26 protein-coding genes are annotated in these 25833 nt (G+C 60.2%); 15 read left to right on the top strand and 11 right to left on the bottom strand.

The features are described from left to right. Window positions 1-4: 4 nt before the first annotated feature. From JZX88_RS16605 to JZX88_RS16560, 10 genes are all read right to left on the bottom strand, one after another. Window positions 5-367, bottom strand: coding sequence for an EamA family transporter (locus JZX88_RS16605; protein ID WP_206914209.1), 363 nt, complete (start codon window positions 365-367; stop codon window positions 5-7). After that, a complete protein-coding gene (locus tag JZX88_RS16600; RefSeq protein WP_142856564.1) occupies window positions 367-1512 on the bottom strand; it encodes a GNAT family N-acetyltransferase in 1146 nt (381 codons plus the stop codon). The genes JZX88_RS16605 and JZX88_RS16600 overlap by 1 nt, the downstream gene beginning before the upstream one ends. Further along, window positions 1493-2308 carry a carboxylesterase gene (locus JZX88_RS16595; protein WP_206914208.1) on the bottom strand — a complete coding sequence of 272 codons (816 nt, stop codon included), beginning with the start codon at window positions 2306-2308 and terminating at the stop codon, window positions 1493-1495. Before JZX88_RS16595 ends, JZX88_RS16600 begins: the two co-directional genes overlap by 20 nt. Then, complete coding sequence (locus tag JZX88_RS16590; protein ID WP_206914207.1) at window positions 2298-3170, bottom strand: fatty acid desaturase; 873 nt, start codon at window positions 3168-3170, stop codon at window positions 2298-2300. Before JZX88_RS16590 ends, JZX88_RS16595 begins: the two co-directional genes overlap by 11 nt. Beyond that, window positions 3167-3520 (bottom strand): EamA family transporter, encoded by a 354-nt coding sequence (locus JZX88_RS16585; RefSeq protein WP_206914206.1) that lies wholly within the window; start codon window positions 3518-3520, stop codon window positions 3167-3169. Before JZX88_RS16585 ends, JZX88_RS16590 begins: the two co-directional genes overlap by 4 nt. Further along, entirely contained in the window at window positions 3517-4470 is a 954-nt protein-coding gene (locus tag JZX88_RS16580) for an arginase family protein (RefSeq protein ID WP_110760397.1), read from the bottom strand. The genes JZX88_RS16585 and JZX88_RS16580 overlap by 4 nt, the downstream gene beginning before the upstream one ends. Window positions 4471-4474: 4 nt before the next feature. After that, a complete protein-coding gene (locus JZX88_RS16575; protein WP_206914205.1) occupies window positions 4475-5896 on the bottom strand; it encodes an aspartate aminotransferase family protein in 1422 nt (473 codons plus the stop codon). Window positions 5897-5919: 23 nt separating this feature from the next. Next, window positions 5920-6603 carry an MtnX-like HAD-IB family phosphatase gene (locus JZX88_RS16570; RefSeq protein ID WP_206914204.1) on the bottom strand — a complete coding sequence of 228 codons (684 nt, stop codon included), beginning with the start codon at window positions 6601-6603 and terminating at the stop codon, window positions 5920-5922. 109 nt (window positions 6604-6712) lie between these two features. Then, the gene (locus JZX88_RS16565; RefSeq protein WP_206914203.1) at window positions 6713-8089 is read right to left on the bottom strand and encodes an ATP-binding protein; all 1377 of its coding nucleotides are present in this window, start codon (window positions 8087-8089) and stop codon (window positions 6713-6715) included. Beyond that, a complete protein-coding gene (locus tag JZX88_RS16560) occupies window positions 8086-8742 on the bottom strand; it encodes a response regulator transcription factor (RefSeq protein ID WP_065117195.1) in 657 nt (218 codons plus the stop codon). Before JZX88_RS16560 ends, JZX88_RS16565 begins: the two co-directional genes overlap by 4 nt. 282 nt (window positions 8743-9024) lie before the next feature. Here JZX88_RS16560 and JZX88_RS16555 point away from each other — a divergent pair, with 282 nt between their 5' ends. The 13 genes from JZX88_RS16555 to JZX88_RS16495 all read left to right on the top strand — a co-directional run bounded on the left by JZX88_RS16555 (window position 9025) and on the right by JZX88_RS16495 (window position 22960). Beyond that, a complete protein-coding gene (locus JZX88_RS16555; protein WP_206914202.1) occupies window positions 9025-9705 on the top strand; it encodes a DUF2161 domain-containing phosphodiesterase in 681 nt (226 codons plus the stop codon). 232 nt (window positions 9706-9937) lie between these two features. Next, window positions 9938-10846, top strand: a complete 909-nt coding sequence (locus JZX88_RS16550; protein ID WP_065117197.1) for a LysR family transcriptional regulator — start codon at window positions 9938-9940, stop codon at window positions 10844-10846. A gap of 126 nt (window positions 10847-10972) precedes the next feature. Next, a complete protein-coding gene (locus JZX88_RS16545) occupies window positions 10973-11776 on the top strand; it encodes a carbon-nitrogen hydrolase family protein (RefSeq protein WP_206914201.1) in 804 nt (267 codons plus the stop codon). 14 nt (window positions 11777-11790) lie between these two features. After that, a complete protein-coding gene (locus tag JZX88_RS16540) occupies window positions 11791-12456 on the top strand; it encodes an RraA family protein (RefSeq protein WP_065117199.1) in 666 nt (221 codons plus the stop codon). A 62-nt stretch (window positions 12457-12518) separates the two neighbouring features. Beyond that, complete coding sequence (locus tag JZX88_RS16535) at window positions 12519-13559, top strand: ABC transporter substrate-binding protein (protein WP_206914200.1); 1041 nt, start codon at window positions 12519-12521, stop codon at window positions 13557-13559. A 286-nt stretch (window positions 13560-13845) separates the two neighbouring features. Next, a complete protein-coding gene (locus JZX88_RS16530) occupies window positions 13846-14919 on the top strand; it encodes an ABC transporter ATP-binding protein (protein WP_065117201.1) in 1074 nt (357 codons plus the stop codon). Then, entirely contained in the window at window positions 14916-15794 is an 879-nt protein-coding gene (locus tag JZX88_RS16525; RefSeq protein WP_206914199.1) for an ABC transporter permease, read from the top strand. The genes JZX88_RS16530 and JZX88_RS16525 overlap by 4 nt, the downstream gene beginning before the upstream one ends. Window positions 15795-15806: 12 nt before the next feature. Continuing rightward, entirely contained in the window at window positions 15807-16601 is a 795-nt protein-coding gene (locus JZX88_RS16520; RefSeq protein WP_065117203.1) for an ABC transporter permease, read from the top strand. An 11-nt stretch (window positions 16602-16612) separates the two neighbouring features. After that, window positions 16613-18013: an ethanolamine ammonia-lyase subunit EutB gene (locus JZX88_RS16515; protein WP_110760403.1), complete on the top strand. Its 1401-nt coding sequence runs from the start codon at window positions 16613-16615 to the stop codon at window positions 18011-18013. Continuing rightward, window positions 18013-18789, top strand: coding sequence for an ethanolamine ammonia-lyase subunit EutC (gene eutC / locus JZX88_RS16510; RefSeq protein WP_206914198.1), 777 nt, complete (start codon window positions 18013-18015; stop codon window positions 18787-18789). The genes JZX88_RS16515 and eutC overlap by 1 nt, the downstream gene beginning before the upstream one ends. 105 nt (window positions 18790-18894) lie before the next feature. Beyond that, window positions 18895-20304 (top strand): NAD(P)/FAD-dependent oxidoreductase, encoded by a 1410-nt coding sequence (locus JZX88_RS16505; RefSeq protein WP_206914197.1) that lies wholly within the window; start codon window positions 18895-18897, stop codon window positions 20302-20304. Then, window positions 20301-21563, top strand: coding sequence for an FAD-dependent oxidoreductase (locus JZX88_RS16500; protein ID WP_206914196.1), 1263 nt, complete (start codon window positions 20301-20303; stop codon window positions 21561-21563). The genes JZX88_RS16505 and JZX88_RS16500 overlap by 4 nt, the downstream gene beginning before the upstream one ends. Continuing rightward, window positions 21563-22960: an FGGY family carbohydrate kinase gene (locus JZX88_RS16495; protein ID WP_206914195.1), complete on the top strand. Its 1398-nt coding sequence runs from the start codon at window positions 21563-21565 to the stop codon at window positions 22958-22960. The genes JZX88_RS16500 and JZX88_RS16495 overlap by 1 nt, the downstream gene beginning before the upstream one ends. Window positions 22961-23103: 143 nt before the next feature. Here the strand turns inward: JZX88_RS16495 and JZX88_RS16490 are convergent, their stop codons facing one another. Then, a complete protein-coding gene (locus JZX88_RS16490; protein WP_206914194.1) occupies window positions 23104-23589 on the bottom strand; it encodes a MarR family winged helix-turn-helix transcriptional regulator in 486 nt (161 codons plus the stop codon). Window positions 23590-23656: 67 nt separating this feature from the next. Here JZX88_RS16490 and JZX88_RS16485 point away from each other — a divergent pair, with 67 nt between their 5' ends. Next, entirely contained in the window at window positions 23657-24850 is a 1194-nt protein-coding gene (locus JZX88_RS16485) for an FAD-dependent monooxygenase (protein WP_206914193.1), read from the top strand. Window positions 24851-24901: 51 nt separating this feature from the next. Next, window positions 24902-25831 (top strand): dihydrodipicolinate synthase family protein, encoded by a 930-nt coding sequence (locus tag JZX88_RS16480; RefSeq protein WP_206914192.1) that lies wholly within the window; start codon window positions 24902-24904, stop codon window positions 25829-25831. Window positions 25832-25833: the final 2 nt, after the last annotated feature.

The raw sequence follows: 25833 nt of genomic DNA, 5'->3' as shown, positions 1-25833 counted from the left end.
GCCGCTACGCTTGCCTGGCGCCGGCGATCAGCCAGACGCCGGCGAGGATCAGACCGCTGCCGACGATTTGAAATCCGACGATCGGTTCGCCGAAGGCAAACCAGCCCGTGGCGATGACCAGCACGTAGCTGATGCCGGACAGCGGAAAGGCCTTGCTGAGGTCGAGTTCGGCGAGAACCGTCATCCAGATGAAGAAGCAGATGATCTCGACGGCGATGGCCGCCAGAATCCAGTGCGAGGTCAACGCATTCTCCAGCCATGCCATTCCCCCGGTATTGCCGAGTTGCGCCGCGCCAAGCTTGGTGAAGATCTGGAACAATGTGTTGAGGACGGGTACGGCAAGCCATGTCAGGCGGATCGGTGTCATCAGTTCTCCTCATCCTGCGAAAAGAACGGCGAAACCAGCTGTAACAATGCCTGCAGCAGCGGATTGCGGTGGCGGAAGAACATGGTGTTTGCCGTCAGCCGGCTGCCAAGCCGAATCTTGTTTTCATAATAGGCCTGACCACTCTGGTAGCGGGAAAGGCCATGATCGAGGCAATAGCGCAGATTGGTAAACCAGCTGAGGAAGTAGAGATTGTAAGGCCGTCCCTGCTCGGCATCCATGCAGAAGAACTTGTCGATTGCGAGCCGCTCGTCATGAACGATCAGATTGGCGGCAAGCAGCGTATCGCCGACGAAATAGAGGAAGCAAAAAGCGCGGCCCGCCATATGGGTGAGGATGCCCTCGAAATAGGCTGGGGTCAGTTCCTCGAACTGCCATTCGCTGCGATTGCGCGTGTCGTGGTAAAGCGCCATCACCCGGGAAAGCAGATCGCCTATATCGGTTCTGATTTCCACCCTGACGGCATCGAGGGATTTCAGCTTGCGCCGCATGTCCTTTCGCGTACCTGCCGACAGTCGGGCCATGTAGTCGTCGATTGTCTTGAAATCGATATCAAGCCATGCGGTTGGCAGGCTGCCGATGGCGGCATAGCGGTGTTTTGAAAGCAGGACGCCGAATTCGGCGGCAACCGGTGCCGGGATATCTTTTATCCCCATCAGTCCGCAGCCCTCTCGAGCCGCAAGCGCCTCGAAGGCGATGAGCAATTCGGCCAGCAGAACCTCGCGGCGTTCCTCCGGTACGTCGGCATGAAAGCCGATCGCGCCGGTTTCGGTGCAGGGTGAACCAAGACAGGCGAGCCGCAGAACGAGAAAGCCCGAAACATGGCGTCGCACGCGGCGTATCAGCCGGCGCGCCACGCCGTCTTCGAGCGTGGTATCCAGCGGATAGGGGCACAGGAATGCCGGTATGGCGGCGCTGACTTTTCCATTCTCCGTGACGGTCAGGTAACGCCACTCAAAGTCGCCAATGCCGGCATCTTCTATCGCCAGCAGGCAATCATAATCCTCGACATGGCCGTGGAAGCAGGCGTTCCACGCCTCCCGGCCGATAGCGCGGATCGTATCGTAGACCTGCGCGACGGGCTTGGCATTCCCGGGCAAGGATTGCTTATGGGCGAACTGCAGCATGGCTTGCCTCGAAAAAATCGGCCGTGAACCCCGCGACCTGCCGATGCTGACGATCGAGATGGATCATATGGTAGCTGTCCTTGATCCACCTGAGTTCATGCGGTCCGCCAATATGTTCGGAAATGTAGAGGGCGTGTCTTGGGTTGCTCAGATCGTCTTCTTCCGCATGCAGGATCAGTGTCGGTGTCAGGATCTGCGGCAGGGTTCCGCGAAGCGCCTTGCCGAGCCGGTACATTTCGACGATGCCTTTGCCGGGGAATTTTTCGAGCATGCCCTCGCCAGCCATGCCCTCGACCATGCGCCGCATCCGCTCGTCCTTGATGCCGAGCGACCCATTTTCCCTGAAGTTGAGACGGTCGAGGAAGGGGATGCGGGACAACCAGCCGATATGTGATGACAGCAACGTATAGTGCCTGGGAACATCCCAGCCATCATAATGGAAGCAGGGCGAATAAATGGCGACCGCCTTGATCAGATCCGGCCGCTGCCGGGCCGCAAGCAGTGACAGTTCGCCGCCAACGCAGATGCCCGCTGCAAACATGTGTTGCGTTCGTTCTGCAAGGAGTTCGGAAGCCTGCAACACACTTGTCAGCCAGTCTTTCCACTGCGTCCGGCGCAATGTCCTGATATCCTGCCCATGACCGGCCAGCAGCGGCGCATGGACGCTGTAGCCCCGGCGATTGAGCTGGCGGGCGACGAGCTTCATCTCCGCCGGCGCTCCGGTCAGGCCGTGTATCAGCAGCACGCCTTTTCCATTTGTGCCTTCAAGGTAGAAACTCAATTCCTCAGACCTCATGCCGAAGCTCCGCGTCCCGGTTTTCCGGGGCTATGAAACCGAGCGCATGACAGGTGCTGATCACATGCGTACCGGCTCGCTCCTGTTCGTCCCTGATCTGTTCGTGCAGGGCCGAAAGTTTCGTCCAGTGGGTTCGCGGCCGGTAATGATGCTCGGCGTGATAGCCATTGCCAAACCAGAGCCAGTTGTAGAAGGGCTTGTGGCTGCTGACGCCCCAGGCGATCGGTTCGTCCGGATCGCCATGAAGATGCTCGTAATAGCCGTTGAGCGAAGACAGGCAATTGCCGGCATAATAGAAGGGCAGGAAGAACAGCACGGCCTTCCAGTCATGGATAAGGGCAATCGCCACCAGGCCGAGGAACGCCAGAAGTTCAAAACGACCCCATGCGGCGTCGAAAGGATGCCGCTTGGCGATGGCCTTGTGGATGTCACCGAGACTGTCGCGGAAGAAGCTCTTCAGCGTGTAGGACCAGACATTTTCCGGCTCGCCGTTTCGGCCATGGCGATAGATCGACAGCAGATCGACCGTTTCGCCCTTCTCATCCGGCCGGTCGCTGTTGCCGGAGTGATGGCGCATGTGCACCCAGTGATAATAGGTTTGGGAAAAGCCGATCGCCACCGATTCCATGAGGCTGAAGGCGTAATTCATCCAGCGCGGCTTGAAATAGGGGGTGTGGATGAAATTATGCGAGATGCTGTTGATGTTCCAGGATATCGATACGGCATAAAGGCAGCCCAGGATCAATGACGCCCAGAGCGGCCTGCTCTGAAAGCCGGCGATCAGGTAGACGTCGAACACGAGATGCGCGACGGCGGCGAGTACGGGTGCCGCATCCCATCTGGTATGAGCAAAGATTTTCATAGTCCGGTTGCTCCGACACAGGCCACGCCGGCGGTAACGAGAAACACGCCTGTCGCGTGACGGAGGTTGATATTTTCCTTGAAAATGACGGCGCCGGCGCCGACGGTCACCACATAGCTCAGCGCTATCAGCGGAAAGGCGATGGTGAGAGGTACGCTGGCAAGCACGCTTGTCCAGGCAAGAAGTTCGATGGCCCAGAAGGCGATGCCGAGCCAGGTCAGTGGTTTGGCGAGCGTCGTCAGCATGGGGCCGTCGCTGGCGGCCTGCTTGAAGCAGACCTCGCGCGCCGTTTCCGCCAGCACGCAGAAGAGGATCAGGCCGAGCGTGGGCACGGTAAGGCTGCCGGTCATCCCATCGTTTCCGCGAGAACTTCCAGCAATGCGTGATTTGCAGCGCTGTTGATGTTTCGCACCACATCGGCCGCCTGCCGCAGGCGCGGCTGGTCGATGAATATTTCAGCCTGCTTGAGCAGGCGGGTTGTGAGGCCTCCAGCATAATGCGGCGCTGAATAATCGCCGATCACATCAGCGCCGATGACGTGATGCCGGCTACCGATTTCGCTGATCAGCGCCATCAGATAGGGCAACCGCATGCGCCCCTGATCCCAGTTGGTCACGGCGTCATCGACGGCGAGCACGTCTTTGTCGATGGTGAAATAGACGGCTTCGGTGCTGATGCGGCTGAGTATCCGGTCGATGAAATTGTCCTCGCCGATCTCGGAGATGGAATTCCAGTGCAAGGCGCCTCTGTCCTGACGGTAGCTTGCGCCGTTGCCATAATCGGCCTTCACCCGGCTCGGCGGATGTTCGTACGGATAGAGCTCCAGCTTGCCTTGTCGCAGCCAGCTCAGATTGGCGCCCTTGCGCTCGGGATTGCGCAGATCGCTGCTGCAGACCCCAATGGTCACGACCTTTGCGACATTGGCATTTGAAAGTGCGCTGTTGATCCATGAGCCGCAATGCATGCCGCCTTCGAAATTCACCCAGTCGGGGTGGTTGTCGAAATGGACGAGCGTGGTGGAAACCGGGTACCGTTCGAGAGCGGCATCCAGCAGCAGGGCGGTCACATGGTGGAAATCGCCCGAACCGATGAAGGCAAGCTGCGGTCCTTTGCTGCGCGGCGGTAGCGATCTGGCTATGTCCCGCCCCAGTTCGGCAAGCATCTTCTGCCTGCCCCACAGTCTGATTGTCTTGCCGCTCGACTTGTCGACATGGTGGCACGCGCCCGCAAGCGTACAGGCGCGCACGAAGTCCGGCTGCAACTCCAAAGCATCGTCGAGATGAAGGAGGAGAAGCTGCACGACCCTACCTCCGGACCGCGCGTGTGAAGAGCTGGTCGAGCAGTGTCAGCGCCAGGTCGATCTCCTCATGGGTAATCAGGAGGTTCGGGGCCAGTGTGATGACGTTTTTATGGTATCCGCCGACATCGAGAACGAGGCCATAGGTCCTGTCGCCGACCCTGAGATCGCCTTTCATACCCTCGTCGCAGAGCCAGTCCATCGTTGCTTTGTCGGGCGTGAAGCCGTCTTCCCTGCAGATTTCGCATCTCAGCGCCAATCCGAGCCCGTCGACATCGCCGACAATCGCATGGCGCTTCTGGAGCTGCTTCAGGCCGTCGAGGAAATAGGCGCCTTTTTCCATGATCGCGGCACCGAAATCCTCTTCCTCCAGCATTTTCATCGTCTCAAGCGCGACGGCCGTTCCCATCGGATTGCTGGCGAAGGTGGAATGGGTGGAGCCGGGCGGGAAGACTGTGGGATTGATCATTTCTTCTCTTGCCCAGACGCCCGAAAGCGGATTGAGGCCGTTGGTGATCGCCTTGCCGAAGACAAGAACATCAGGTGAGACGCCGAAATGTTCGATCGACCACATCTTGCCGGTTCGATAGACGCCCATCTGGATTTCGTCGACGACGAGCAGGATGCCGTGCTGGTCCAGAACCTTCTTAAGCCCGGAGAAGAAATTCATCGGCGGAATGACGTAACCGCCGGTGCCCTGGATCGGTTCGACATAGAAGGCGGCATATTCTGCGCTGCCGACTTTCGGGTCCCAGACGCCGTTATATTCGCTTTCGAACAGGCGGGCGAATTTGCGCACGCAATGTTCGCCATATTCTTCCTTCGTCATGCCCTTCGGGCCGCGGAAATGGTAAGGAAACTCGATGAACTGGGCCCTTTCGCCGAAGTGGCCGAAGCGGCGGCGATAACGGTAGCTGGAGGTGATCGCCGACGCGCCCAGCGTGCGGCCGTGATAGCCGCCCTCAAAGGCGAACATCAGGCTTTTGCCGCCGGTATAGTTGCGCACCAGCTTCAGTGAATCCTCGATCGCCTGCGATCCGCCGACATTGAAATGAACGCGTCCCTTGTGGCCGAACTTGCGTTCGGCATCCTGCGCGATCATCGCCGCCAGCTCGACCTTCTCGCGATGCAGATATTGCGAGGCGACCTGCGGCAGCCGGTCCAGCTGGCGATGGACGGCAGCATTCAGCCTCTCGTTGCGATAGCCGAAGTTGACAGCGGAGTACCACATCTGCAGATCGAGAAACGGTGTTCCCTTGCTGTCATAGACATAGGACCCCTCACATTCTTCAAAGAATTTCGGCTCCGTCGAATAATGAACCGTGTCGCCATGCGAGCAGAAGGTTTCTTCAAGCAGGCGTAGCTCGGCTTCGGTCGGGCTGGAGAGCGGCGTTTTTTCGTTAAAGGTTACAGCGTTCACAATATTCATGAGGGACCTCTTGGTCTTCCGGTTCAGGCGATTTTCGATTGCGGCATCGTTCGGTTTTGACGGGCGATACCGGGAATGACGGCGTTCATCTTGGAAAGCAGGTCGGTGAAGTCATCAAAGGCGATGAAGGGGATGCTGTTGTCGCGGCAATAGTCGGCGAGCTTGCTCTTGGCGAAAACGAGGTCGGCCCTGCCGGCGACGCAGAAATCGCTCCGCCCGTCGCCGATATAAACCTGCGGCTCCGTGCCGGAGACGATCCGGCATTTGCAGACGCCCGAGCCGGACAGACATCCGGTCGAGTTGGGGGCTGGTGCCAGGGTATAGGTCTCAAGGCGATCGGCGGTGCCGTAGCGAAGAAGATTGGCGACGACAGGCAGGTCGGTAATGCCGTTTCGCCTCAGAACATGACGGATAAAATAGTCGACGCCGTCGCTGACGACGGTCAGGGGCAGGCCGTTGACGCGGCAGTAGTCACGAAAGGTCAGGAAGCCCGGATCGATGGCCACGGTGTCGAGAACTTCATCGAGCTCACGGCGGCTTGCCTTGATGAGGGCGATCTGGCGGCGCATGCACTCTGCCGATCCGATCAGGCCGGCTTTCCACTGCTGCTCGATGTCTTCCCATTCAGGTTCGGCAAAGCGGGACAGCACGACATCCGTCACGTCCTGAATGGAAATCGTGCCATCGAAATCAGAAAATACCCGCATCAAATAATCCTTCGGTCTGCCTTGCGACCGGATTTACCGGCGGCTGATGAGGCAGGACTGATGGGAAAATGATGCCAAGATGAAAAATGATGGAGCCGTCGTTGCCGCGTCAGTTCCGGGACAGTCGCAGCTCGGCGCGCAGGCCATGGCCCCAGGAAGGGGTGGAAAGCCGTACGGAAGCGGCAAGCCGGTCTGCGGTGTCGGCAACGATTGCAAGCCCGAGGCCCGCCCCCTCGGCGTTGCGCGTATCAAGGCGATAGAAGCGGTTGAAGACAGCCTCGCGCTCTTCGGGCGGTATGCCGGGACCGTTGTCGCTGATCGATATCAGCCAGAATTCGCCTTCCGAAGACAGGGTGACCTCGATCATGCCGCCGGCCGGCGTGTATTTGATGGCATTGTCCAGGAGGTTGCTGATCATCATCTGCAGCAAGGATTCATCTGTCCTGACCTCGGCCGATTCAGGGCCTGTCAGCGAGATGTCGAGATTGCGACTGGTGATGATATTGCCGAGATCCGCCAGGGTTGATGCGATCATGTGGTAGAGCGGAACCGGCATGGGGTTGAGCGGATGATGGCTGACCCTGGCAAGGCGCAGCAACTGTTCGATGAGATGCGTGGCTCTGTTGTTGCTGGTCACCAGATCCGAGATGATCGCTTTCTGCTCCTGCTGGTCATCGGTGCTTGCCAGCATCTGCAGCAGCAGCTTGACGCTCGCCTGCGGCGTGCGCAGCTGATGCGCCGCCAGATCGGAAAACCGTCGCTCAAGCGTCAGGGACCGGCCGAGCTTTTCGAGAAGCTGGTTGATCGAACGGCCGAGGGGCACGAGGTCCCTCGGCAACTCCTTAACGGCAATGGCTGACAGATCGTCCGGCGAACGGGTGCGGATCTGGTTCACCAGCCCGCGAATGGTCCGCAGGCCGTTATGGATGCCGAGCCAGATCAGCAAGCCGATGACCGGCACCAGCACGAGCAGCGGAAAGGACAGGTTCAGCAGGATGTTGGCAACCAGCGTCTCGCGCAGGGACATTTTTTCTCCGACTTCCATGACGATGCCTGAAGCCGGGATCGGCAACGAATAGACCCGCCATTTCTCTCCACGGTAGGAAAGGTCGGTGAAGCCCGCTTTCTGGTAGGGCACGTCGGAAGGAAAGGCCGTGCTGGAGTAGAACATGATCTTGCCGTTCACCCAGGCGCGGAACATCTGCGCGTCGGCGTAGTCGTCTGCGTCCTCGTTGAAAGCGAGCTGATTGTCCATGCTGAAGTCGATGTCGTCCACCTGTTGCGGCGTAGGTTCGGGTGAATGCTGCAGCCGTTTGTGCAGCAGTCTCCACAAGACGTTCGCATCGTTGATGAGCTGTGCATCGTAGATATTGTTGATCTCGCGCGTGGCGCTGTGAAACGCAAAGGCGCCGATTATCAGGATCGTCACCACCACGACAGGCGCGATCCGCAGGAAGAGTTTGCGTGTGAGGGTGGAGGGGCTCATCGTTCGATCATGTAGCCGATGCCGCGGAACGACTTGATGAATTCGGTGCCGAGCTTCTTGCGGAGATTGTAGATCGTCACTTCGATGGCATTGCTTTCGACGTTGCTATAGGCATCGTAGAGTGCGTATTCGATGTCGTTCTTCGTGACGTAGCGACCGCTGCGCTCCATCAGGAGCCTGAGAAGGTGGAATTCCTTTGCCGTCGTATGCACCTGTACATTGCCTTTGCGGGCCACCATTGCCGACGGATCCAATTCGACATCGCCACATCGCAGCAGGCTTTCGGTCCGTCCGTCGCGACGCCGGATCAGTGCGCGCAGGCGGGCAAGCAATTCATCGAGATCAAAAGGTTTGACCAGATAGTCGTCCGCTCCCTCGTCGAAACCCTCGACCTTGCGCCGGACGTTGTCGAGCGCCGTCAAGAGCAGGATGGGAACCGTATTACCCTTGCGCCTCACACCCTTCAGAACCTCGATGCCGCCGAGCAGCGGCAGGTTGATGTCGAGGACGACGGCTGCAAAATCCGAATGTTCCGCCGCTTCGAGACCGGACTGGCCGTCGCGCATCCAGTCAACGCCATAGGCGTGTTTTTCCAGTGCCTTCTTCAGGGATGAGCCGAGAATGCTGTCGTCTTCAACAAGTAGAATGCGCACGGTCGTTCCATTCCTGCGGCGGGGGTAGGGCGGATGAGAGGCGCGATTTGAAGCATTGTTGTGGCGGGTTGCCGGGGAATCGCAACTCTTTCTCATCCGCAGGCAGATGTGCCGCCGATCAAGGCCTGCACATTGCCGTGAACGTAACGGTGCGTTTCAACGGAGCGGCTGCCCGAAGCATGGCAATGGGCAATAACTTGTAGCCGCAGGCGGTCATGGTGGTTGTCCTGCGCACGGAGATCGATGTATTCAGGGTGCAGATTCACTTGAACCCGCAGGCACATGGAAACATCGCTTTATCTGCCCGTCAAAGGCTTCCTTGAGGAGGCGGGTTACACTGTCAAAGGCGAAGTTGGTGGCTGCGATCTGGTTGGTCTGAGTGACACTGATCCGCCCGTGGTCGTGATCTGCGAGCTGAAGCTGAGCTTTAATCTGGAACTCATTTTGCAGGCCGTCGATCGCGCGGCCATTGCGGAGGAGGTCTGGATTGCGGCCCGAGTGTCAGCCAAAGGCAAAGGCCGTGAGGCTGACAGGCGCTATCGCGATCTCTGCCGCAGGCTCGGAATCGGTATGCTTGGCATTTCCGATGCCGGCGATGTCAGCATTATCGTCAGTTCCATATCGCCGATGCCGCGAACCAATCCGAAACGGCGCTCGCGGTTGATGCGTGAACACCAGCGGCGGCGGGGCGATCCGGCTGTAGGCGGGAGTACACGCGCGCCGATCATGACCGCATATCGCCAACAGGCGCTGGGCTGCGCTTTGGCGCTGGCATCAGGGCCGCTGCGCGTTCGTCAAATCAAACCCGCTGTGCCGGATGCCGGGAAGATTTTGCTTGCGAATGTTTATGGCTGGTTTGAACGGCTCGACAGAGGAATCTATGGCTTGACCGAGGCCGGACGAGAAGCGCTGCAGCGCTGGCCGCAGCAGGACATGTCCGCAACAGTCGCCGTTACCGGCTGATTTTCGAAGACACATCTTCCCCTCATGCGTTTACTCCGGACCGACCTGTCCGTGCCGAGAGAGGTTTCCAAAGCAATGATGACACGCCTGGAGGGTGCTGTCGGTGGGGTTGATCCCTTGCTTATAAGCGTGTGCATCGGACATACTCAGGTTTGAACCACAAAGGCCAAGGGCAAGACGAAGCCAGAGACGCAGTGCTGGATCGCGGAGCCATGCGAGAAGATTTTACCTCATGAATACGCGATTTCTCGAAACTTTCCTCTGGGCTGCACGACTGAACAGCTTTTCGGCGGCGGCGGAACGTCTGCATACCACCCAGGCATCGGTGTCCAACCGGATCGCCGCTCTGGAGAGGGAGCTTGGCGTGGTGCTGTTCACCCGTGATGTGCGCTGCGTCAACCTGACGCCCGCCGGTCGTCTGGCACTGCAGCATGCCGAAAAGATCGTCAACCTGACCGGTGAGTTCCGGCAGATCGTGAGCAGCCGCGAGGCGCTGAGAGGCACGGTACGCATCGGCGCGGCGGATACGATCGTCTATGCCTGGTTGCCGCTTCTCATTCGCCGCATGAACGAACAATATCCCGGTGTCAGCCTGGATCTGACCATCGATACCAGTCTGAAACTATCCCAGCGCATTCAAAATGGCGAAGTCGACGTCGGTTTCATCATGGGGCCTGTCATGGCCGCGAACATCTATAATTCGCCGCTCTGCACGTTCGAGTCCTGCTGGGTGGGCGCGGTGGATTTGCCGTTGCCGGAAACGGGTGTCACACTCGAAGATATCGCGCATTTTCCGTTGCTTACCTTCTCGACCGGCTCGCAGCCGCATCAGGCGCTGCGCGCGTTGCTCGATGCTCACGGGCTCTCCGACAGCCGTATCTACAACTCCAATTCGCTGTCGATCATGACCCGCCTCGTGGCCGCTGCGGTCGGCGTAGGCGCCTTGCCGCGCGTGCTGGTGGACGACATTATCAAGTCAGGCGTGGCGCGTATTCTCGACATCGTTCCATCGGTGCCGCCGCTGACTTTCCATACCGTTTATCAGGAGCAGGGTGACAACGCACTTGCCCGGGCCATAGCCGACATGGCGGCGGAAATCGTCAGTGAGACCACCACGCAATGGATGACCGCTGCGGCCTAAAATTTGTGCTGCAGCGCAAAATGATTAATCTATAAGCTTACCTTATGGGTTCCGATAGAGTTTTTCCGTTTGTCATGAAAACCGTTCCCGTTCTTAATTCTCCTCGCAACATGAGAGGAGAGCAACGTGAAAGTCTCACTTGTTCAAATGAATACCCAGAACGACAAGGCAGAAAACCTGAAGGTTGCTGCTGAACTTATAGAGAAGGCGGTCAAGGCGGATAATCCGGACCTTGTTGTTCTTCCAGAATACTTTGCATTTCTTGGAGATAATCCCCAGGAGATGCATGAAAGCGGGGAGGAATTCCCCGATGGCGAAATCTATACGCTGCTTTCGGGGCTCGCCAGAAAGCACGCAATTACGCTGCACGCCGGCTCCATCGTCGAAAAGGAAGGTAACCGCTTCTACAATTCGACGCTCGTTTTCGGTCCTGATGGCAAGCAGATCGCCCGTTATCGCAAGATTCACCTGTTCGACGTCGATACCCCGAACGGCATCAGCTACCGCGAATCCGATTCAGTCGCCCGCGGCGAAGACGTCGTGACCTACAAGGTTGGCGACAGGACGGTCGGTTGCGGCATCTGCTATGATATCCGCTTCCCGGAACTCTTCCGCGCCCTGCGCGACAAGGGGGCAGATGTCATCGTTCTGCCGGCTGCCTTCACACTCATGACAGGCAAGGATCACTGGGAAGTGCTGGCCCGCGCCCGCGCTGTCGAAACCCAGACCTATTTCCTCGCTGTCGGTCAGATCGGCACCCATGCCGGCGGCAAGAAGGCCTGCTGGGGACATTCCATGGTCATCGATCCGTGGGGCCACATCGTCGCCCAATGCTCCGACACTGTCGGGACCGCCGGCGCCGCCCTCGATTTCGATTATTCGGCCAAGGTGCGCGCCAACGTGCCGGTGGCAAACCACCACGTTCTCTGATCGGAGAAAGACTTATGTTTACCGTCAATCCCATGCCGGAACAGATCGGCGCCGATATCATCGAGCTTCTTGAAAAGGTTGAAGTCGCAACGATCGGCCATGTGCTTCACTCCGGCTTCGTCGACCCTGAAATCCGCGCGGTCCTGCCGGGCAAGCGGGTGGCCGGCACCGCCGTCACACTGCGCATCCCGAACGCGGATTCGACCATGCTCCACTACCTGACGCAACTCGTGCGTCCGGGCGATATCGTCCTCATCGACCGTTGCGGTGATACCCGCCACGCCTGCTGGGGCGGTGTCATCACCAACACCATGAAGATGGCCGGTGTGAAAGCCGGTGTCGTCGATGGCCCGGCGACCGATTTCTCGGAGTTCACCAAGGTCGACATGCCCATGTGGTGCCGTGGCCCGTCGCCGATCACTACCAAGATCCTTGGCCTGGAAGGCGCGATCAACGTTCCGATCAGTGTTGGCGGCCAGATGATCAATCCGGGCGATGCAATCCTGTGCGATGAAAGCGGCGTTGTTGCCCTTCATCCGAGCCAGGCCCGCGCCATGGCGGAACGTGCCATCAGCATGCAGGAGGCCGAGATCGTGCTTCTGGAGCGCCTGCGCAACGGCGAGAAGCTGCCGGACATTTCCGGCGCGAATAAATTCGTCCAGGCCAAACTGAGCGCCTGACACAATCTTACGGGTGGCGGATCAGTCCGCCACTCCCAATAACAATAGAGGAGAACAGGACAATGAAGAAATCGATACTTCTGAGCGGGATTCTCATGCTTGGCGCGGCTGCCCTTCCGGCGCACGCGGAGCAGACCGTGACATTCCTCGGTTATAGCGGCCTTTTCCAGGAGCGTTATACCAAGGCCGTCATCGAGCCTTTCATGGCCGCCAACCCTGATATCAAGGTCGACTATTTCCCGCAGCAGGGTTCTGCCGCGATGCTCGGCTCGCTGCGCGCCCAGAAGGCTGCGCCGCAGGCCGATATCGCGCTGATGGATGTTTCCGTCGCCAAGACCGGCACGGACGAAGGTCTGTTCGACAAGATCGATGAAAGCGTGACCAGGAATTTCGCCGACCTCTATCCCAATGCCCGCTTCGAAGGCGTGGCCGGCGTCGGCGTGACCTTCGATAACCTTGTCCTCATCTACAACACCGATGCGATCAAGACGGCCCCGGACAGCTGGAATGCCCTGAAGGACAGCGCCCTCAAGGGTAAAGTCGCGATGCTGAGCGCCCCTGATATCGTCGGTATCGGCACGACCATCATCATGGACCATATGAATGGCGGCACAGACTTCATCAAGAATATCGACGCCGGCATCAATGCCATGGCTGAAGTTGCGCCAAATGTTCAGACCTGGGAGCCGAAGCCGGAAGTCTACCCGAATGTCGTCAATGGCCAGGTCTCGCTGGGCGTGGGCTGGAATGCCCGCAGCCAGGTGAATGCCGATGGCTCCAACGGCAAGATGAAGGTCGTTCTTCCCAAGGAAGGCACGATCCTCCAGATCAATACGCTCAATCTCGTCAAGGGCGGACCGTCGTCCGAGGCGGCGCGCAAATTCGTTGACTATGCGCTGAGCCCTGAAGCCCAGGCTGCCTTTACCGCCGCCATGTATTATGCGCCGACCAATGCCAAGGCCACTGTCGCCGACGATGTCAGCGACCGTACCGTCGTCAAGGCGATGGACAAGGTTATCCCGGTTGACTGGATCGGCCTCTCGAAGGTCCGTGACCAGGTCACGCAGGACTGGCGTCGCAAGGTCATTCCGCTCAGCCGCTGAGGCGCGCCAAGCGTAGAATGGCAGGTCTTCCGCATCATCCATCATGGCTGCGGAAACATACGAAACGGTTCATTCCCTCTGTCGACACTGGGGTCGGCGGAGGGGTGAGGAACACGGACATGCGTTTCCCGTGACTTTGCAGGTCTGCGAGATGGGAAACGCCGCGAAACAGTACAGCTGAATTTCTGCTGCGACTGCACAGATCAAGAGACAGGCCATTTTCGCGCTCATGGGCCGGACATGTCCTGGAGAAAGGCAAAAAGCCAGAATGGGAACTTCAGACACCATGCAGCCAGGATTCCTCTCGATTCGTTCACTGACCAAGCGCTACGAGACCATGGTCGCCGTGGATAATCTCAATCTCGAGATTCCCAAGGGCGAGCTGGTTGCTTTCCTTGGTCCCTCGGGTTGCGGCAAGTCGACGTCGTTGCGCATGATTGCCGGCCTTGCTCCCGTGACGTCAGGCTCGATCCTGATTGGTGGCAAGGACGTGACGCAGCTTGCGCCCTACAAGCGTGATATCGGTCTGGTTTTCCAGAGCTATGCGCTTTTCCCGCATATGACAGTGCTCAAGAACGTCATGTTCGGTCTTGAAATGCGCAAGGTACCGGCTGCCGAAGCGGAACGCCGCGCCCGTGAAGCCATCGCCATGGTGCGGCTGGAAGGGCGCGAGGACCGCCGCCCCGCCCAGCTTTCCGGTGGCCAGCAGCAGCGGGTCGCGCTGGCGCGTGCCCTCGTTATCCAGCCTTCCATCCTTTTGTTTGATGAGCCCCTTTCCAATCTCGACGCCAAGCTGCGTGACGAGATGCGCGCCGAAATCCGCCGTATCCAGAAACAGCTCGGCATTACGTCCATCTTCGTCACGCATGATCAGGTCGAGGCGCTCAGCATGTGCGACAAGGTTGCCGTCCTCAACGGCGGGCGGCTGGAACAGCTCGGCACGCCGCATGATCTCTACGAACGCCCGGCGACTGCCTTCGTCGCTTCCTTCGTCGGCCGCACCAACAGGCTGGTCGGCGACGCGGCGGGCGACCGCATCACGGTCGGCGATGCGGTATTGCGTGCGCCCGGTTCGCATAACGGCAAGATCGATCTTATGGTTCGGCCGCATCGCATGGCCATGACGGTCGCCGGCGACGCCGCGCCTGATTTTGACGGAGCACCGGTCAACCGCATCGCCGGCGAGGTCCGGGATGTCTATTATGCGGGGGACATTCTCCAGTACGAGATCGTCGCGGGCGGACAGACTTTGTCGGTCGAACGCGCGACCTCCGGCGGTGAAACGCCGGTGGCGGCGGGCAGCGCTGTCAGCCTCGTCTGGCGCGTCGAGGACACGCTGGTCTTCGGAGCAAACCAATGACGGCGTCGGTTATGATCACGGCTCCCGGCAGCCGTACCTCCTCCATGGTGTTTCTCGCCACCCTGCTTCTCGGGCCGATCATCGCGGTCAACGGCCTGGCCTTCGTGCTGCCTGTCTTCAACCTGCTGCTGCTTTCCTTCCGCGAAAGCCTGGGCGGAGGTGGCCTTGGGGAAGCTCACACGCTGGAAAACTGGTCGTCCACTCTCACCGACGGTTTTTATATCGAACTGATCGGCCAGAGCATCCTCACGAGCCTTCTGATCACCGTTCTGACGCTCGTCGCCTCCTATCCCATCGCCCTTTACCTTCACCGTGCGCAGGGCCGCTGGAAGACGCTGCTGCTGGTGCTCGTCATTTCGCCGCTGCTGACCTCGGCTGTGGTGCGCACCTATGGCTGGATCGCCATCCTTGCCGATGACGGCCTCATCAACAACATTCTGTTCGCGCTGGGTGCGCAAGGCGGCGTGCGTCTCTTGTTCAACAAGATCGGCGTCGTCATCGGCCTCACCGAAATCCTGATGCCCTATATGATTCTCGCTCTTCTGGCCGGTTTCGGCAGGCTCGATCCACGTGTCGAGGAAGCCGCGGAAACGCTCGGCGCGTCGCCCTGGAAAGTGTTCTGGCGGATCATCGTGCCGCTCACCATGCCCGGCGTCGCGCTTGGTTGCCTGCTCTCCTTCGTTCTGGCCGTCAGCTCCTTCATCACGCCCAAGCTGCTCGGCGGCGGCCGGGTCTTCCTCCTGGCGACGGAAATCTACGATCAGGCCATCGTGACGCTCAACTGGCCACTCGCCGCCACGCTTTCGATGATCATCCTTGTGATTTTCGGTGCTGCCCTGGTTCTCTATTCCCGGCTTCTGCGGGCCGTTCTTTAAAGGAGATCGAAGATGGAAGAACGCTCCGCACCGCTGGCGCTGAAAATTGCCGCCTTTGTCATGTTCCTCTTTCTGCTTGCGCCTGTCGTGCTCGTCGTGCCGATCTCGTTTTCGGCCGACAGCTACATGACCTTCCCGCCCTCGGGCTGGAGCCTGCGCTGGTATGTCGATCTCATGCATAATTCCAAGATGATCGGTGCGCTCGGCACCAGTACGGTCCTCGCCGTCATCGTCACCGTGCTGTCCATGCTGATCGCGCTGCCTGCCTCTTATGCGATTGTCCGCATGCGGGTGATCGGCGCGGATGCTTTGCTGGCCTTCTTCACCGCGCCGCTGCTTTTGCCGACCATCGTTCTTGGTCTTGCGATCCTGATCGTCTTCGCTGGCGCGGGTCTGCTCGGTACCTTCACCGGGCTGGTGATTGCGCATCTCATCATCGTGCTGCCCTATGCCCTGCGTGTGCTCACCACCTCGCTTGCCGGCCTTCCTCTGATCTTCGAAGAGGCCGCCTCCACGCTGGGAGCATCGCCGCTCACTGTCTTCCGCCGCATCACCATGCCGATGATTGCGCCGGGCGTTGTTGCCACGGCGGCGCTTTCCTTTCTCGTCTCGTTCGATGAAGCCGTGATTTCGCTGTTCCTCACCGGTCCGCGTATCACAACGCTTCCTGTCGCCATGTATCAGCATGTTGAAACCCAGGCTGATCCGCTCGTTGCCGCCATTTCCGTTCTTCTGATCGTGCTGACGCTTGCCGTCGTCCTGATCGTGGATCGTACGGCGGGCCTTACGAAGACCTTCGTAAAGTAGGGGCCGTCAGGATGGCATATCGACAGATCGCCGCCGGTACGACCTATCGTTTCGACGATTTGAAGACACTGATGGCGAAGGCAACCCCGGAAAGGTCGGGCGACCAGCTTGCCGGGCTCTCGGCGGAGGGGCCGGTGGAACGGCTGGCGGCGCAGATGGCGCTGGCCGACCTGCCGCTTTCCACCTTCGTTGCGCAGGAGCTGATCGCCTCTGACGAGGATGAGGTTTCGGCACTTATCGCCCGTCAGCACGACGCGCGGGCCTTCGCGCCGGTCGCGTCCCTGACGGTTGGCGAGTTTCGCGAGTGGCTGCTCAATCCCGGGACAGGGCAGGCGGAACTGGAGGCGGTAACATGGGGTCTGACACCGGAAATGGTGGCGGCGGTTTCCAAGATCATGCGGTTGCAGGATCTGGTGACGGTATCGGCCAAAAGGGAAGTCGTCAGCCGGTTTCGCAACACGATTGGTCTTTCCGGCCGCTTGTCCACCCGCAACCAGCCGAACCATCCAACCGACGATTCCCTCGGCATCGCCATCTCTGCCGTTGACGGATTGCTGCTCGGCAGCGGCGACGCGGTGATTGGTGTCAACCCGGCGACAAGTGCGCTATCGGACTATATCCGCGTCGTGCAATTGCTCGACGATCTGCGGCAATGGCTCGACATTCCCACCCAGACCTGCTGCCTCGGCCATGTGACGACGGCAATCCGGGCGATGGAGCGGGCCGCGCCCGTCGATCTGGTGTTCCAGTCGATTGCCGGCTCCGAGAAGGCCAATGCCGGTTTCGGCGTTAATCTTGCCGTTCTGCGGGAAGCGCATGAGGCCGGTCTGTCGCTGAAGCGCGGAACGATCGGCAGCAATCTCATGTATTTCGAGACGGGGCAGGGGGCTGCCCTGTCGGCGGATGCCCATTTCGGCGTCGATCAGCAGACCATGGAGGCACGCGCCTATGCCGTGGCGCGGGAATTCTCGCCGCTTCTGGTCAATACCGTCGTTGGCTTCATCGGCCCGGAATATCTCTACAATGGCAAGCAGATCATCCGTGCCGGCCTTGAGGATCATTTCTGTGGCAAGCTGCTCGGCCTGCCGATGGGCGTTGATGTCTGTTATACCAACCATGCCGATGCCGATCAGGAAGACATGGACATGCTGTTGACCATGCTGTGTGCGGCCAATGTCAATTTCGTCATCACCGTGCCCGGTTCGGACGATGTGATGTTGAATTACCAGACGCTTTCCCACCATGATTCCATCTATGCCCGCGAAACGCTGAAACGCCGGCCTGCGCCGGAATTTGCGGCTTGGCTGGAGAAGGTGGGCCTGACGGATGCCGGTGGCCGCATGATCGAGAATCCGGCGCTGATGAACCGCGCGCTTTGTGAACTTGATTTTCTGGCAAGGGAAGCCGCCTGATGCGCGATCGCCGATCCTCCCTCGTTTCCGGTCCGCCGGAGCGCCTCAAGGCTCTGCGGGCCATGACGGATGCGCGGGTGGCGCTTGGCCGCACCGGGGCAAGCCCGCCGACACGCGCGGTACAGACATTTCTGCTGGATCACGCGCAGGCGCGTCAGGCCGTGTGGCGTCCGCTGGATATCGACGGGGTGGGACGCGATTTGCGTGCCCTGGGTGCCGATGTCGTGCATGTGGCAAGCCGCGCGCCGGATCGTGCGGATTATCTGCGTCGACCCGATCTCGGCCGCGCCCTTTCCGACGAAGGGGCGCGCTCGCTTGAGGGGCGGGGCGGGGGAGCCGATGTCGCATTGGTAATTGCCGATGGCCTTTCGGCAACGGCTGTGGAGACGAATGCCGTGCCGGTGGCGACAGCCTTGCTGCAGGCGCTGGCAAGCGAAGGGTTGACGGTTGCACCGATCACGCTTGCGACGCAGGCGCGGGTGGCTCTCGGTGACGATGTGGGCGCCGCGCTCGGCGCAAAGGTGGCGGTGATCCTGATCGGCGAGCGTCCCGGCCTTTCGGCCGCCGACAGTCTGGGGGCCTATGTGACATTCGGGCCGAAGACCGGATTGCCCGATTCCCGGCGCAACTGCGTCTCCAACATTCGCGATGGTGGCGTGCCGCCCGTCGAAGCGGCCGGCAAGATCATGATCCTGATCCGCGCCATGTGCCAGCAGGAGACGAGTGGGGTGGTACTGATTGAGTTCGAGGAGCCTGTCACGGCTTTGTCTGGATAGAACCAGGCGAATTTCACTTCCGTTCGTAAACCTGCAAGGTGCATCGGCTCAGCCCGTTGCGCCCACGATTTCGCTTTCGAACCACCAAGGCAAAGGGACGCCGTTATGGCCCAGACATCTGATATGAGCCGCGCCACGCAATTCGACGTCGCCATTATTGGCGCAGGGGTGGTCGGTTGCGCAGTCGCCCGCCGTTTCGCACTGGCCGGAGCGAAGGTGGTGGTCATCGAAAAAGGCTCTGACATCCTTTCCGGGGCCTCCAAGGCCAACAGCGCCATTCTCCATACCGGTTTCGATGCCCCGGAAGGCAGTCTGGAGCTGGAACTGGTGAAGGCGGGCCGGGCGGAATACCTGTCGATCCACGGACAGATGGGTCTCAGCCTTGTCGAAACCGGTGCGCTGGTCTGCGCCTGGAATGCGGGCGAAGCTGAAAGGCTGGAGGCTATCGCCGATCAGGGGAGGCGCAACGGTATTGCCGAGCTTGATCTCCTTACCGCCGGGCGGGCGCGGGAAGCCATGCCGGGCCTGTCCGGCCATCTGGCGGCCGCGCTCGAGGTGCCAGGAGAACACATCATCGATCCGTGGTCCGCGCCGCTCGGTTATCTCACGCAGGCGCTGGCGCTTGGGGCGCAGCTGGTGCGTAATGCCGAGGTCCTGTCCGGTGCGTTTGATGGTGCATGGCACATCGAGACGGCGGCGGGTCCGATCCTTGCAGCGAGTGTCGTCAATGCCGCCGGCTTGTTCGGCGATATCGTCGATGCGCGCCTGGGTCTTGCGCCTGAATTCAGGATCAAGCCCCGCAAGGGGCAGTTCGTCGTGCTGGACAAGGCGGCCCGCCGGCATGTGCCGCGCATCGTCCTGCCCGTTCCCACCGAAATCACCAAGGGTATCGTGGTGTGCCCGACCGCCTTTGGTAATGTTCTCGTCGGGCCGACGGCGGAAGAGCAGGATGATCGCGAACGTGTGACCGTGGAGACGGCGACGCTGGAGGCGTTGCTGAAGCGGGGAGCGGAAATCGTTCCCGCATTGGCAGCCGTTTCCGTGACCGCCGTTTATGCCGGCCTGCGCCCGGCGTCTGAAAAGAAGCACTACCGGATTTCCGCGCGTCCGGACCGGCGGGCGATCACGCTCGGCGGTATCCGCTCCACCGGTCTCAGCGCTGCGCTTGGTCTGGCGCAACATGCGCTGGCGCTTCACGAGGGTTTCGCCAGCCCTTTTGTCCCGCCTCCATCAGTGCCAGAAGTGACGGTGCCCAACCTCACCGAAACCAGCGAGCGGGACTGGCAGCGTGTCGATCACGGCGAAATCGTCTGCCATTGCGAACTCGTCACCCGGCGCGACATAGAGGAGACATTTTCCAGTGCGGTGCCACCGGGCGATTTCGGCGGATTGCGGCGGCGCACCCGCGCCGGGATGGGGCGCTGCCAGGGTTTTTACTGCAACGCCCGGCTGGCCGCGATGACGGGTGGGCGTCTGGCTGTACCGCTTGCGGTCAATGGGGGAGACGACCGATGAACGGTTCAAAGCCTTTTCAGCAAATGGGAGAAAGAACTCCGGATGCTGATGTGATCGTAATCGGCGGCGGTCCGGCGGGCGTGGCCGCGGCACTGGAACTGAAGGCGCGCGGCATTGCCCGCGTGGTGATCCTCGACCGGGAGCAGGCCATTGGCGGCGCGCCCCGGCATTGCTCGCACTCGCCTTTCGGTATGCGCGAATTCGGTCGCGTCTATTTCGGCCCGGCCTATGCGAAACGCCTGCAGCGGGAAGTGCTGGATGCCGGGGTGGATATCCGCCTCGGCCATTCGGTCGTGGAACTCGCACAGGATGGTGCGGTGCTAGTGGCATCGGCGCGCGGTGTCGAGACATTGAGCGCCAGACGCATCGTTCTGGCCACCGGCGCGCGGGAAAAACCGCGTTCGGCGCGGCTTTTGCCTGGCGATCGGCCGGTGGGCGTGATCACCACCGGTACGTTGCAGTCCTTTGTCGCCTTTCATGGCATCATGCCCTTCAGGCGACCGTTGATCATTGGTTCGGAACTGGTTTCGTTCTCGGCACTTCTCACGTGCCTGACGCATCATGCGCGGCCGGTGGCGATGATCGAGCCTGAGCCGGAACCGCTGGCGTGGTCCGCTTTTCAATGGTTTCCCCGGTTGTTCGGCGTGCCCTTTCATTGCCGTGCGACGCTTGCGGATATTCGCGGGCGAGGCCGTGTCGAGGAGGCGGATATCCGGCTGGCGGACGGTCGCCTCCTGACGGTCAAGTGCGATGGTGTCCTTCTGACCGGGCGGTTCACGCCGGAGGCAGCGCTTCTCGACGCATCCTCGCTCGACGTGGCGGCAGGCAGCGCCGGGGCGATGATCGATCAGGACGGACGGATGCCCAATCCGGTTTTCTTTGCCGGCGGGAATATATTGCGGGCGGTGGAAACGGGTGGATGGTCGTTTCGCGAAGGCCGTCGGGTTGGTGCTGCGGTGGCTGATGATCTTGCCCGTGAACCCTGCAACACCCGTGCGGTGCCTGTCACCTTCGCCGATCCGCTCAAGCTGGCGGTTCCCGCCATGTTGCGGCCGGGCGGGCTTGATCGTCCGGCCTTTTGCGATTTTCAGCTGCGTTTTGCGAGACGTGTCAGAGGCCGGCTTTCTCTTCATCTCGACGGTGCGGAGGTGTGGAGCAGGGCTGGCCTTTGGCTGCCGGAACGCCGCGTGCTTGTGCCCATTCCCGGTGCCGCCTTTGAAGCGAGCCGGATTGCCTTTCACTTTCTGGAGACGGATTGATGCGTATTGCGGCGATCGATCAGGGGACAACATCGACCCGGTGCCTCCTAGTGGACGATGGTGGTACGGCGAAGCTCGTGTCGAGCCTGCGTCACGCGCAGTTTTATCCGGCCGCGGGTCAGGTCGAGCATGATCCGGAAGAACTGCTGCGCAATATCCGCGCGGTACTGGCCGCCGCCGGTCCGGTGGATGCGATAGCCATCGCCAATCAGGGTGAGAGCTGTCTTGCCTGGGACGCCGAAAGCGGCGAGGCGCTCTCACCGGTCATCGTCTGGCAGGATGCCCGAACAGCTGAGGCCTTGGCTGCCCTGCCGCAATCGGCTGTTGATCTTTCGAAAGAAATTTGCGGGCTGCCGCTCGATCCTTATTTTTCGGCCAGCAAACTGTCGTGGTTGGTCAAGCACAATCCGGCGGTTGCCCGGGCAAGGGCCGCAGGAAGGTTGCGGCTGGGCACCACCGATGCGTTCTTTCTGGACCGGCTGGCGGGCTGTTTTCACACCGACCTCGCAACAGCCTCGCGCACGGGATTGCTCGATCTGGATACCGGAGACTGGAGCCCGGAACTCTGCGCGCTTCACGGCGTGCCGCGGGATTGCCTGCCTGCAATCAGCCCTGTCGATGGCAGCTTCGGTTCGATTGACGGAACGCCGGTCCGCGTTTCCATCGTCGACCAGCAGGCGGCGCTTTATGGGCATGGCTGCCGCAAGCACGGCGATTGCAAGATAACTTTCGGCACGGGTGCTTTTCTCCTGGCCGTGGCGGGGAATGAGCGTCCCCTGACGGAAGGGCTCTTGCCGGCGGTCGGCTGGCAAATGCAGGATGCCTCTACCGTCTTTGCCATCGAAGGCGGGGTCTATGATGCCGGTGCGGTGCTCGAATGGGCGCGAAAGATCGGTCTCTATGCGGAGAATGCCGAACTTGACGGTTTCGAGGGGGCGTCGGCCATTCGCCGTGGTCTCGCATTCGTGCCCGCCCTTTCGGGCCTTGCCGCACCCTATTGGGACAGGCAGGCCGTGCCGCTGTTCATCGGCATGGACCATGCCACAGAACGAAGCGACATGGTGCGCGCCATGCTGGAAGGCATTGCACTGCTGACAGTCCGTCTGATGGAGGCTGCGGCGGCTGCCGTTCCTGTCAGCGATACGATTTCCATCGACGGCGGTTTGTCGAATAGCCGCTATTTCGCCCGTTTCCTCGCGGCTGCCAGTGGCCGAACCATTCGCGTGCCCGCCATGCGAGAGTTGACGGCGCTGGGGCTGGCGGAACTGTGCGGCATTGATGTAACCGCGATGCGAAACGATGCCGAGATATTTGCACCGGACGGATCGGTTGACGCCACAGACCATCAACGCTTCGCACGTGCCACAGACAATGCGCGGGCCTGGCGGAACGGTTGAGGGTTTTTGCTGCGCCTGTCGCAAATTTTTGACCCGCTGTTTGCCGGTTATCCGTGGTGAATGCCCGTGGGTGTCGGTGACAAGGCAATTATGGCCAGTCGTCATTCGTCTCGCAGACCGAAGGGCGATTGCTTCTGGCACGTTCATTTTTCCGGTCGAACGAGCAGTCTTTCGGTCATCTCATTCTGGATGGCGATGGTCTGTTCCAGTACTTCGGCCACGATCTGCAGCTCTTCGGCACTGCGCTTGTCAAAGGCGGCGGCGCCGGCCTTGGCCAATGGCAGATAGACCTCATGGATCAGCGCTTCGGTCGCTGCGGACGCCTCTACCAGCACCTTGCGCCGGTCGCGTGGATCAGGTCGTCGACGAACATAGTTGCGGGCTTCGAGCCGGTCCACCAGGGCCGTTACCGCAGCCGGGGTGAGCCGAGTTGCCCGGGCAATCGCGCTCGCTGTCTGGGGGCCACTGGTGAGAAAGCTCAGGCACAGTCGCTCGGCGGGGCCGAGCTGGAAAATATCGCCTACCGTTTCGTCATAACGCTGGCTTGCTTCCTGCCAGCGCATGATCAGGACGCCAAGTTTCTCAATGAGCTCGGGTTTCGCAGTGCTTGACTTTTTTACTTCGATCATCTAACTATCATATCATCTAATATTTAAGCTGTCGCATTATGTCTCGACCATGGTCGATGAGGCAAGAATGAAAACCAGGATTGGTATCGTTGGGGCGGGTTTTGCCGGACTGGGTCTGGCCCTTGCACTCGCCCGGAAAGGTTTTTCGCCCACCGTCATTGAAAAAAGAAGCGAAGAGCAGTTACGGAACGAGGGCATTTTCCTGACGCTGGCGCCCAACGGCATGAATGCGTTGCGCGGCTTGGGTCTGGCCGAAGCCGCGCTTGAGCGGGGTATCGAGACGCGGGGGCTGATTTTTCACAACGCGCATGGTCGTACGCTGGGTGCACTTGATTACACAAAACATGCTCAGCGTTTTGCCGCACCGTCGGTCACCATCCGTCGGGGCGAACTGGTTTCCATCCTCCTCGCAGCGTCGCGGACTGCCGGGATCAGAATGCGCTTTGGCGCGGCGGTCGAAGCCATCGTGGAGACTCCATCTGAAGTGTTGGTGCATGGTCCGGACGGCGGCACGGAGGGCTTCGACATTCTCGTTGCCGCCGACGGGTTACGCTCCACCGTACGGCACCTCGGCATGCCCGAGTTGCCACTTCCGATCTACAGCGGACTCCAGGGCAGCGGTGGCATTGTGGACGTACCCGAAGTCCCCGACACCGATGGGCGCATGCTCATGACTTTTGGCCGCAACGCTTTTTTCGGCTATCTCAAGGCGGCGGATGGGCCGGTCTATTGGTTCAATACCTATCGGCAGACCGATGAAACTCGGGCCCAGCCACTGACAGGAACCGCGCTGTTGCAATATCTGGCCGAACTGCACCGGCTGGATCCCGAAGTGAACCGACGCATCATCGCCGCAGCCGATCCTGCCTCCATCCACGCGTATCCGGATTACGACATGCCAAGCCTCGCACACTGGTCGGTCGGTCGGACAGTGCTGATCGGAGACGCGGCCCACGCCGTAACGCCCCATTCCGGTCAGGGCGCCTCGATGGCGCTGGAGGATGCGCTCGTTCTGGCGGCGGCTATTGCCGTGGAAACGGCACCCACCCAGGCCTTCCGGCGTTTCGAATCGCTGCGCCGGGCGAGGGTGGAAGCGGCGGTGCGTCTCGGCCGGCAAAGCGGTGGGCCGAAAAAGGCCCAAGGTTGGCTTTCGCTGCGGCTGCGTGACCTGCTGCTCCCGCTTGTCATTCCGTTCGGGCAGAAGGCACAGGAGAAATTCTTTGCTTATCGAGCCGACCGAGACCCTCTATCACCACCCTGAGCTTTTTTTCTTACGAGACCCGGACCACATATGTTTGACAGGACGAAAACAATGACCAGGCAAATCGAAGGCATCATTCCCGTCATGATCACGCCGTTCAGGGACGGCAAGATAGATTTCGAAGGCGTTGCAAATCTCGTGGAATGGTACATCGCCAATGGATCGGACGCGCTGTTTGCCGTTTGCCAGTCATCCGAAATGTTGTTCCTCACCCTTGAGGAGCGGGTGGAACTGGCCGCTTTCGTCAAGAAAGCCGCAGCTGGCCGCATTCCCGTCATTGCCTCGGGGCATGTCAGTGAGACGCTGGAAGGTCAACGGAAAGAACTCGATGCGATCGCGCAGACGGGTGTTGACGGCATGGTGCTTGTCACCAACCGGCTCGACGCGGGGCAGGAGGGTGGCTCGAAGTTTCTCGACGATCTCGGCTGGCTTCTTGAGCGTCTGCCTTCCGATCTGCCGCTTGGCCTCTACGAATGCCCTGCGCCTTACCGCCGTCTCATGACCGATGCCGAAATTTCCTTCTGTGCCGGCAGCGGTCGCTTCGTCATTCTCAAGGATGTCTCCTGCGATCTTGAAACGGTTAAGCGGCGTGTGGCTCTCACCGAGGGTACGCCGCTTGCCATCGTCAACGCCAATGCCGCGATAGCATTTGACGCCATGAAAGCAGGATCTCGCGGCTTTACCGGTGTCTTCACCAATTTCCACCCCGATCTCTACAAATGGATGCTCACGAAAGCTCACCGGCATCCGCAACTCGCAGACGAACTGTCGGTTTACCTGGCACTTGCCGCCATGGCGGAACCCATGGGTTATCCCAAACTGGCGAAGCTTTATCACCAGCGTCTCGGCACCATTCGCGAGATCGAAAGCCGTGCGGTGACGTTTGATATTCAGGAGCGTTTCTGGGCGATAGAGGCGCTGCTGGACAAGATCATGCAGGGAACCGCTGATTTCCGCCGGCGCCTAAGCCAAGCCTCATGATT

The organism is Agrobacterium sp. OT33, assembly GCF_017313365.1.
In the GTDB taxonomy this organism is placed as follows: Bacteria; Pseudomonadota; Alphaproteobacteria; order Rhizobiales; family Rhizobiaceae; genus Agrobacterium; species Agrobacterium rhizogenes_A.
Note: the sequence above shows the minus strand (reverse complement) of the source record. Positions and strands in the feature narration are given on the sequence as shown.

Coding starts and splice junctions, on each gene's coding strand:
- JZX88_RS16525 (WP_206914199.1), top strand. CDS start 14,916: ATGACGGCGTCGGTTATGATCACGGCTCCCGGCAGCCGTACCTCCTCC.
- JZX88_RS16555 (WP_206914202.1), top strand. CDS start 9,025: ATGGAAACATCGCTTTATCTGCCCGTCAAAGGCTTCCTTGAGGAGGCG.
- JZX88_RS16595 (WP_206914208.1), bottom strand. CDS start 2,308: ATGAGGTCTGAGGAATTGAGTTTCTACCTTGAAGGCACAAATGGAAAA.
- JZX88_RS16570 (WP_206914204.1), bottom strand. CDS start 6,603: ATGCGGGTATTTTCTGATTTCGATGGCACGATTTCCATTCAGGACGTG.
- JZX88_RS16530 (WP_065117201.1), top strand. CDS start 13,846: ATGCAGCCAGGATTCCTCTCGATTCGTTCACTGACCAAGCGCTACGAG.
- JZX88_RS16605 (WP_206914209.1), bottom strand. CDS start 367: ATGACACCGATCCGCCTGACATGGCTTGCCGTACCCGTCCTCAACACA.
- eutC (WP_206914198.1), top strand. CDS start 18,013: ATGCGCGATCGCCGATCCTCCCTCGTTTCCGGTCCGCCGGAGCGCCTC.
- JZX88_RS16535 (WP_206914200.1), top strand. CDS start 12,519: ATGAAGAAATCGATACTTCTGAGCGGGATTCTCATGCTTGGCGCGGCT.
- JZX88_RS16590 (WP_206914207.1), bottom strand. CDS start 3,170: ATGAAAATCTTTGCTCATACCAGATGGGATGCGGCACCCGTACTCGCC.
- JZX88_RS16565 (WP_206914203.1), bottom strand. CDS start 8,089: ATGAGCCCCTCCACCCTCACACGCAAACTCTTCCTGCGGATCGCGCCT.
- JZX88_RS16490 (WP_206914194.1), bottom strand. CDS start 23,589: ATGATCGAAGTAAAAAAGTCAAGCACTGCGAAACCCGAGCTCATTGAG.
- JZX88_RS16485 (WP_206914193.1), top strand. CDS start 23,657: ATGAAAACCAGGATTGGTATCGTTGGGGCGGGTTTTGCCGGACTGGGT.
- JZX88_RS16575 (WP_206914205.1), bottom strand. CDS start 5,896: ATGAATATTGTGAACGCTGTAACCTTTAACGAAAAAACGCCGCTCTCC.
- JZX88_RS16600 (WP_142856564.1), bottom strand. CDS start 1,512: ATGCTGCAGTTCGCCCATAAGCAATCCTTGCCCGGGAATGCCAAGCCC.
- JZX88_RS16515 (WP_110760403.1), top strand. CDS start 16,613: ATGGCATATCGACAGATCGCCGCCGGTACGACCTATCGTTTCGACGAT.
- JZX88_RS16500 (WP_206914196.1), top strand. CDS start 20,301: ATGAACGGTTCAAAGCCTTTTCAGCAAATGGGAGAAAGAACTCCGGAT.
- JZX88_RS16480 (WP_206914192.1), top strand. CDS start 24,902: ATGACCAGGCAAATCGAAGGCATCATTCCCGTCATGATCACGCCGTTC.
- JZX88_RS16505 (WP_206914197.1), top strand. CDS start 18,895: ATGGCCCAGACATCTGATATGAGCCGCGCCACGCAATTCGACGTCGCC.
- JZX88_RS16540 (WP_065117199.1), top strand. CDS start 11,791: ATGTTTACCGTCAATCCCATGCCGGAACAGATCGGCGCCGATATCATC.
- JZX88_RS16495 (WP_206914195.1), top strand. CDS start 21,563: ATGCGTATTGCGGCGATCGATCAGGGGACAACATCGACCCGGTGCCTC.
- JZX88_RS16585 (WP_206914206.1), bottom strand. CDS start 3,520: ATGACCGGCAGCCTTACCGTGCCCACGCTCGGCCTGATCCTCTTCTGC.
- JZX88_RS16520 (WP_065117203.1), top strand. CDS start 15,807: ATGGAAGAACGCTCCGCACCGCTGGCGCTGAAAATTGCCGCCTTTGTC.
- JZX88_RS16550 (WP_065117197.1), top strand. CDS start 9,938: ATGAATACGCGATTTCTCGAAACTTTCCTCTGGGCTGCACGACTGAAC.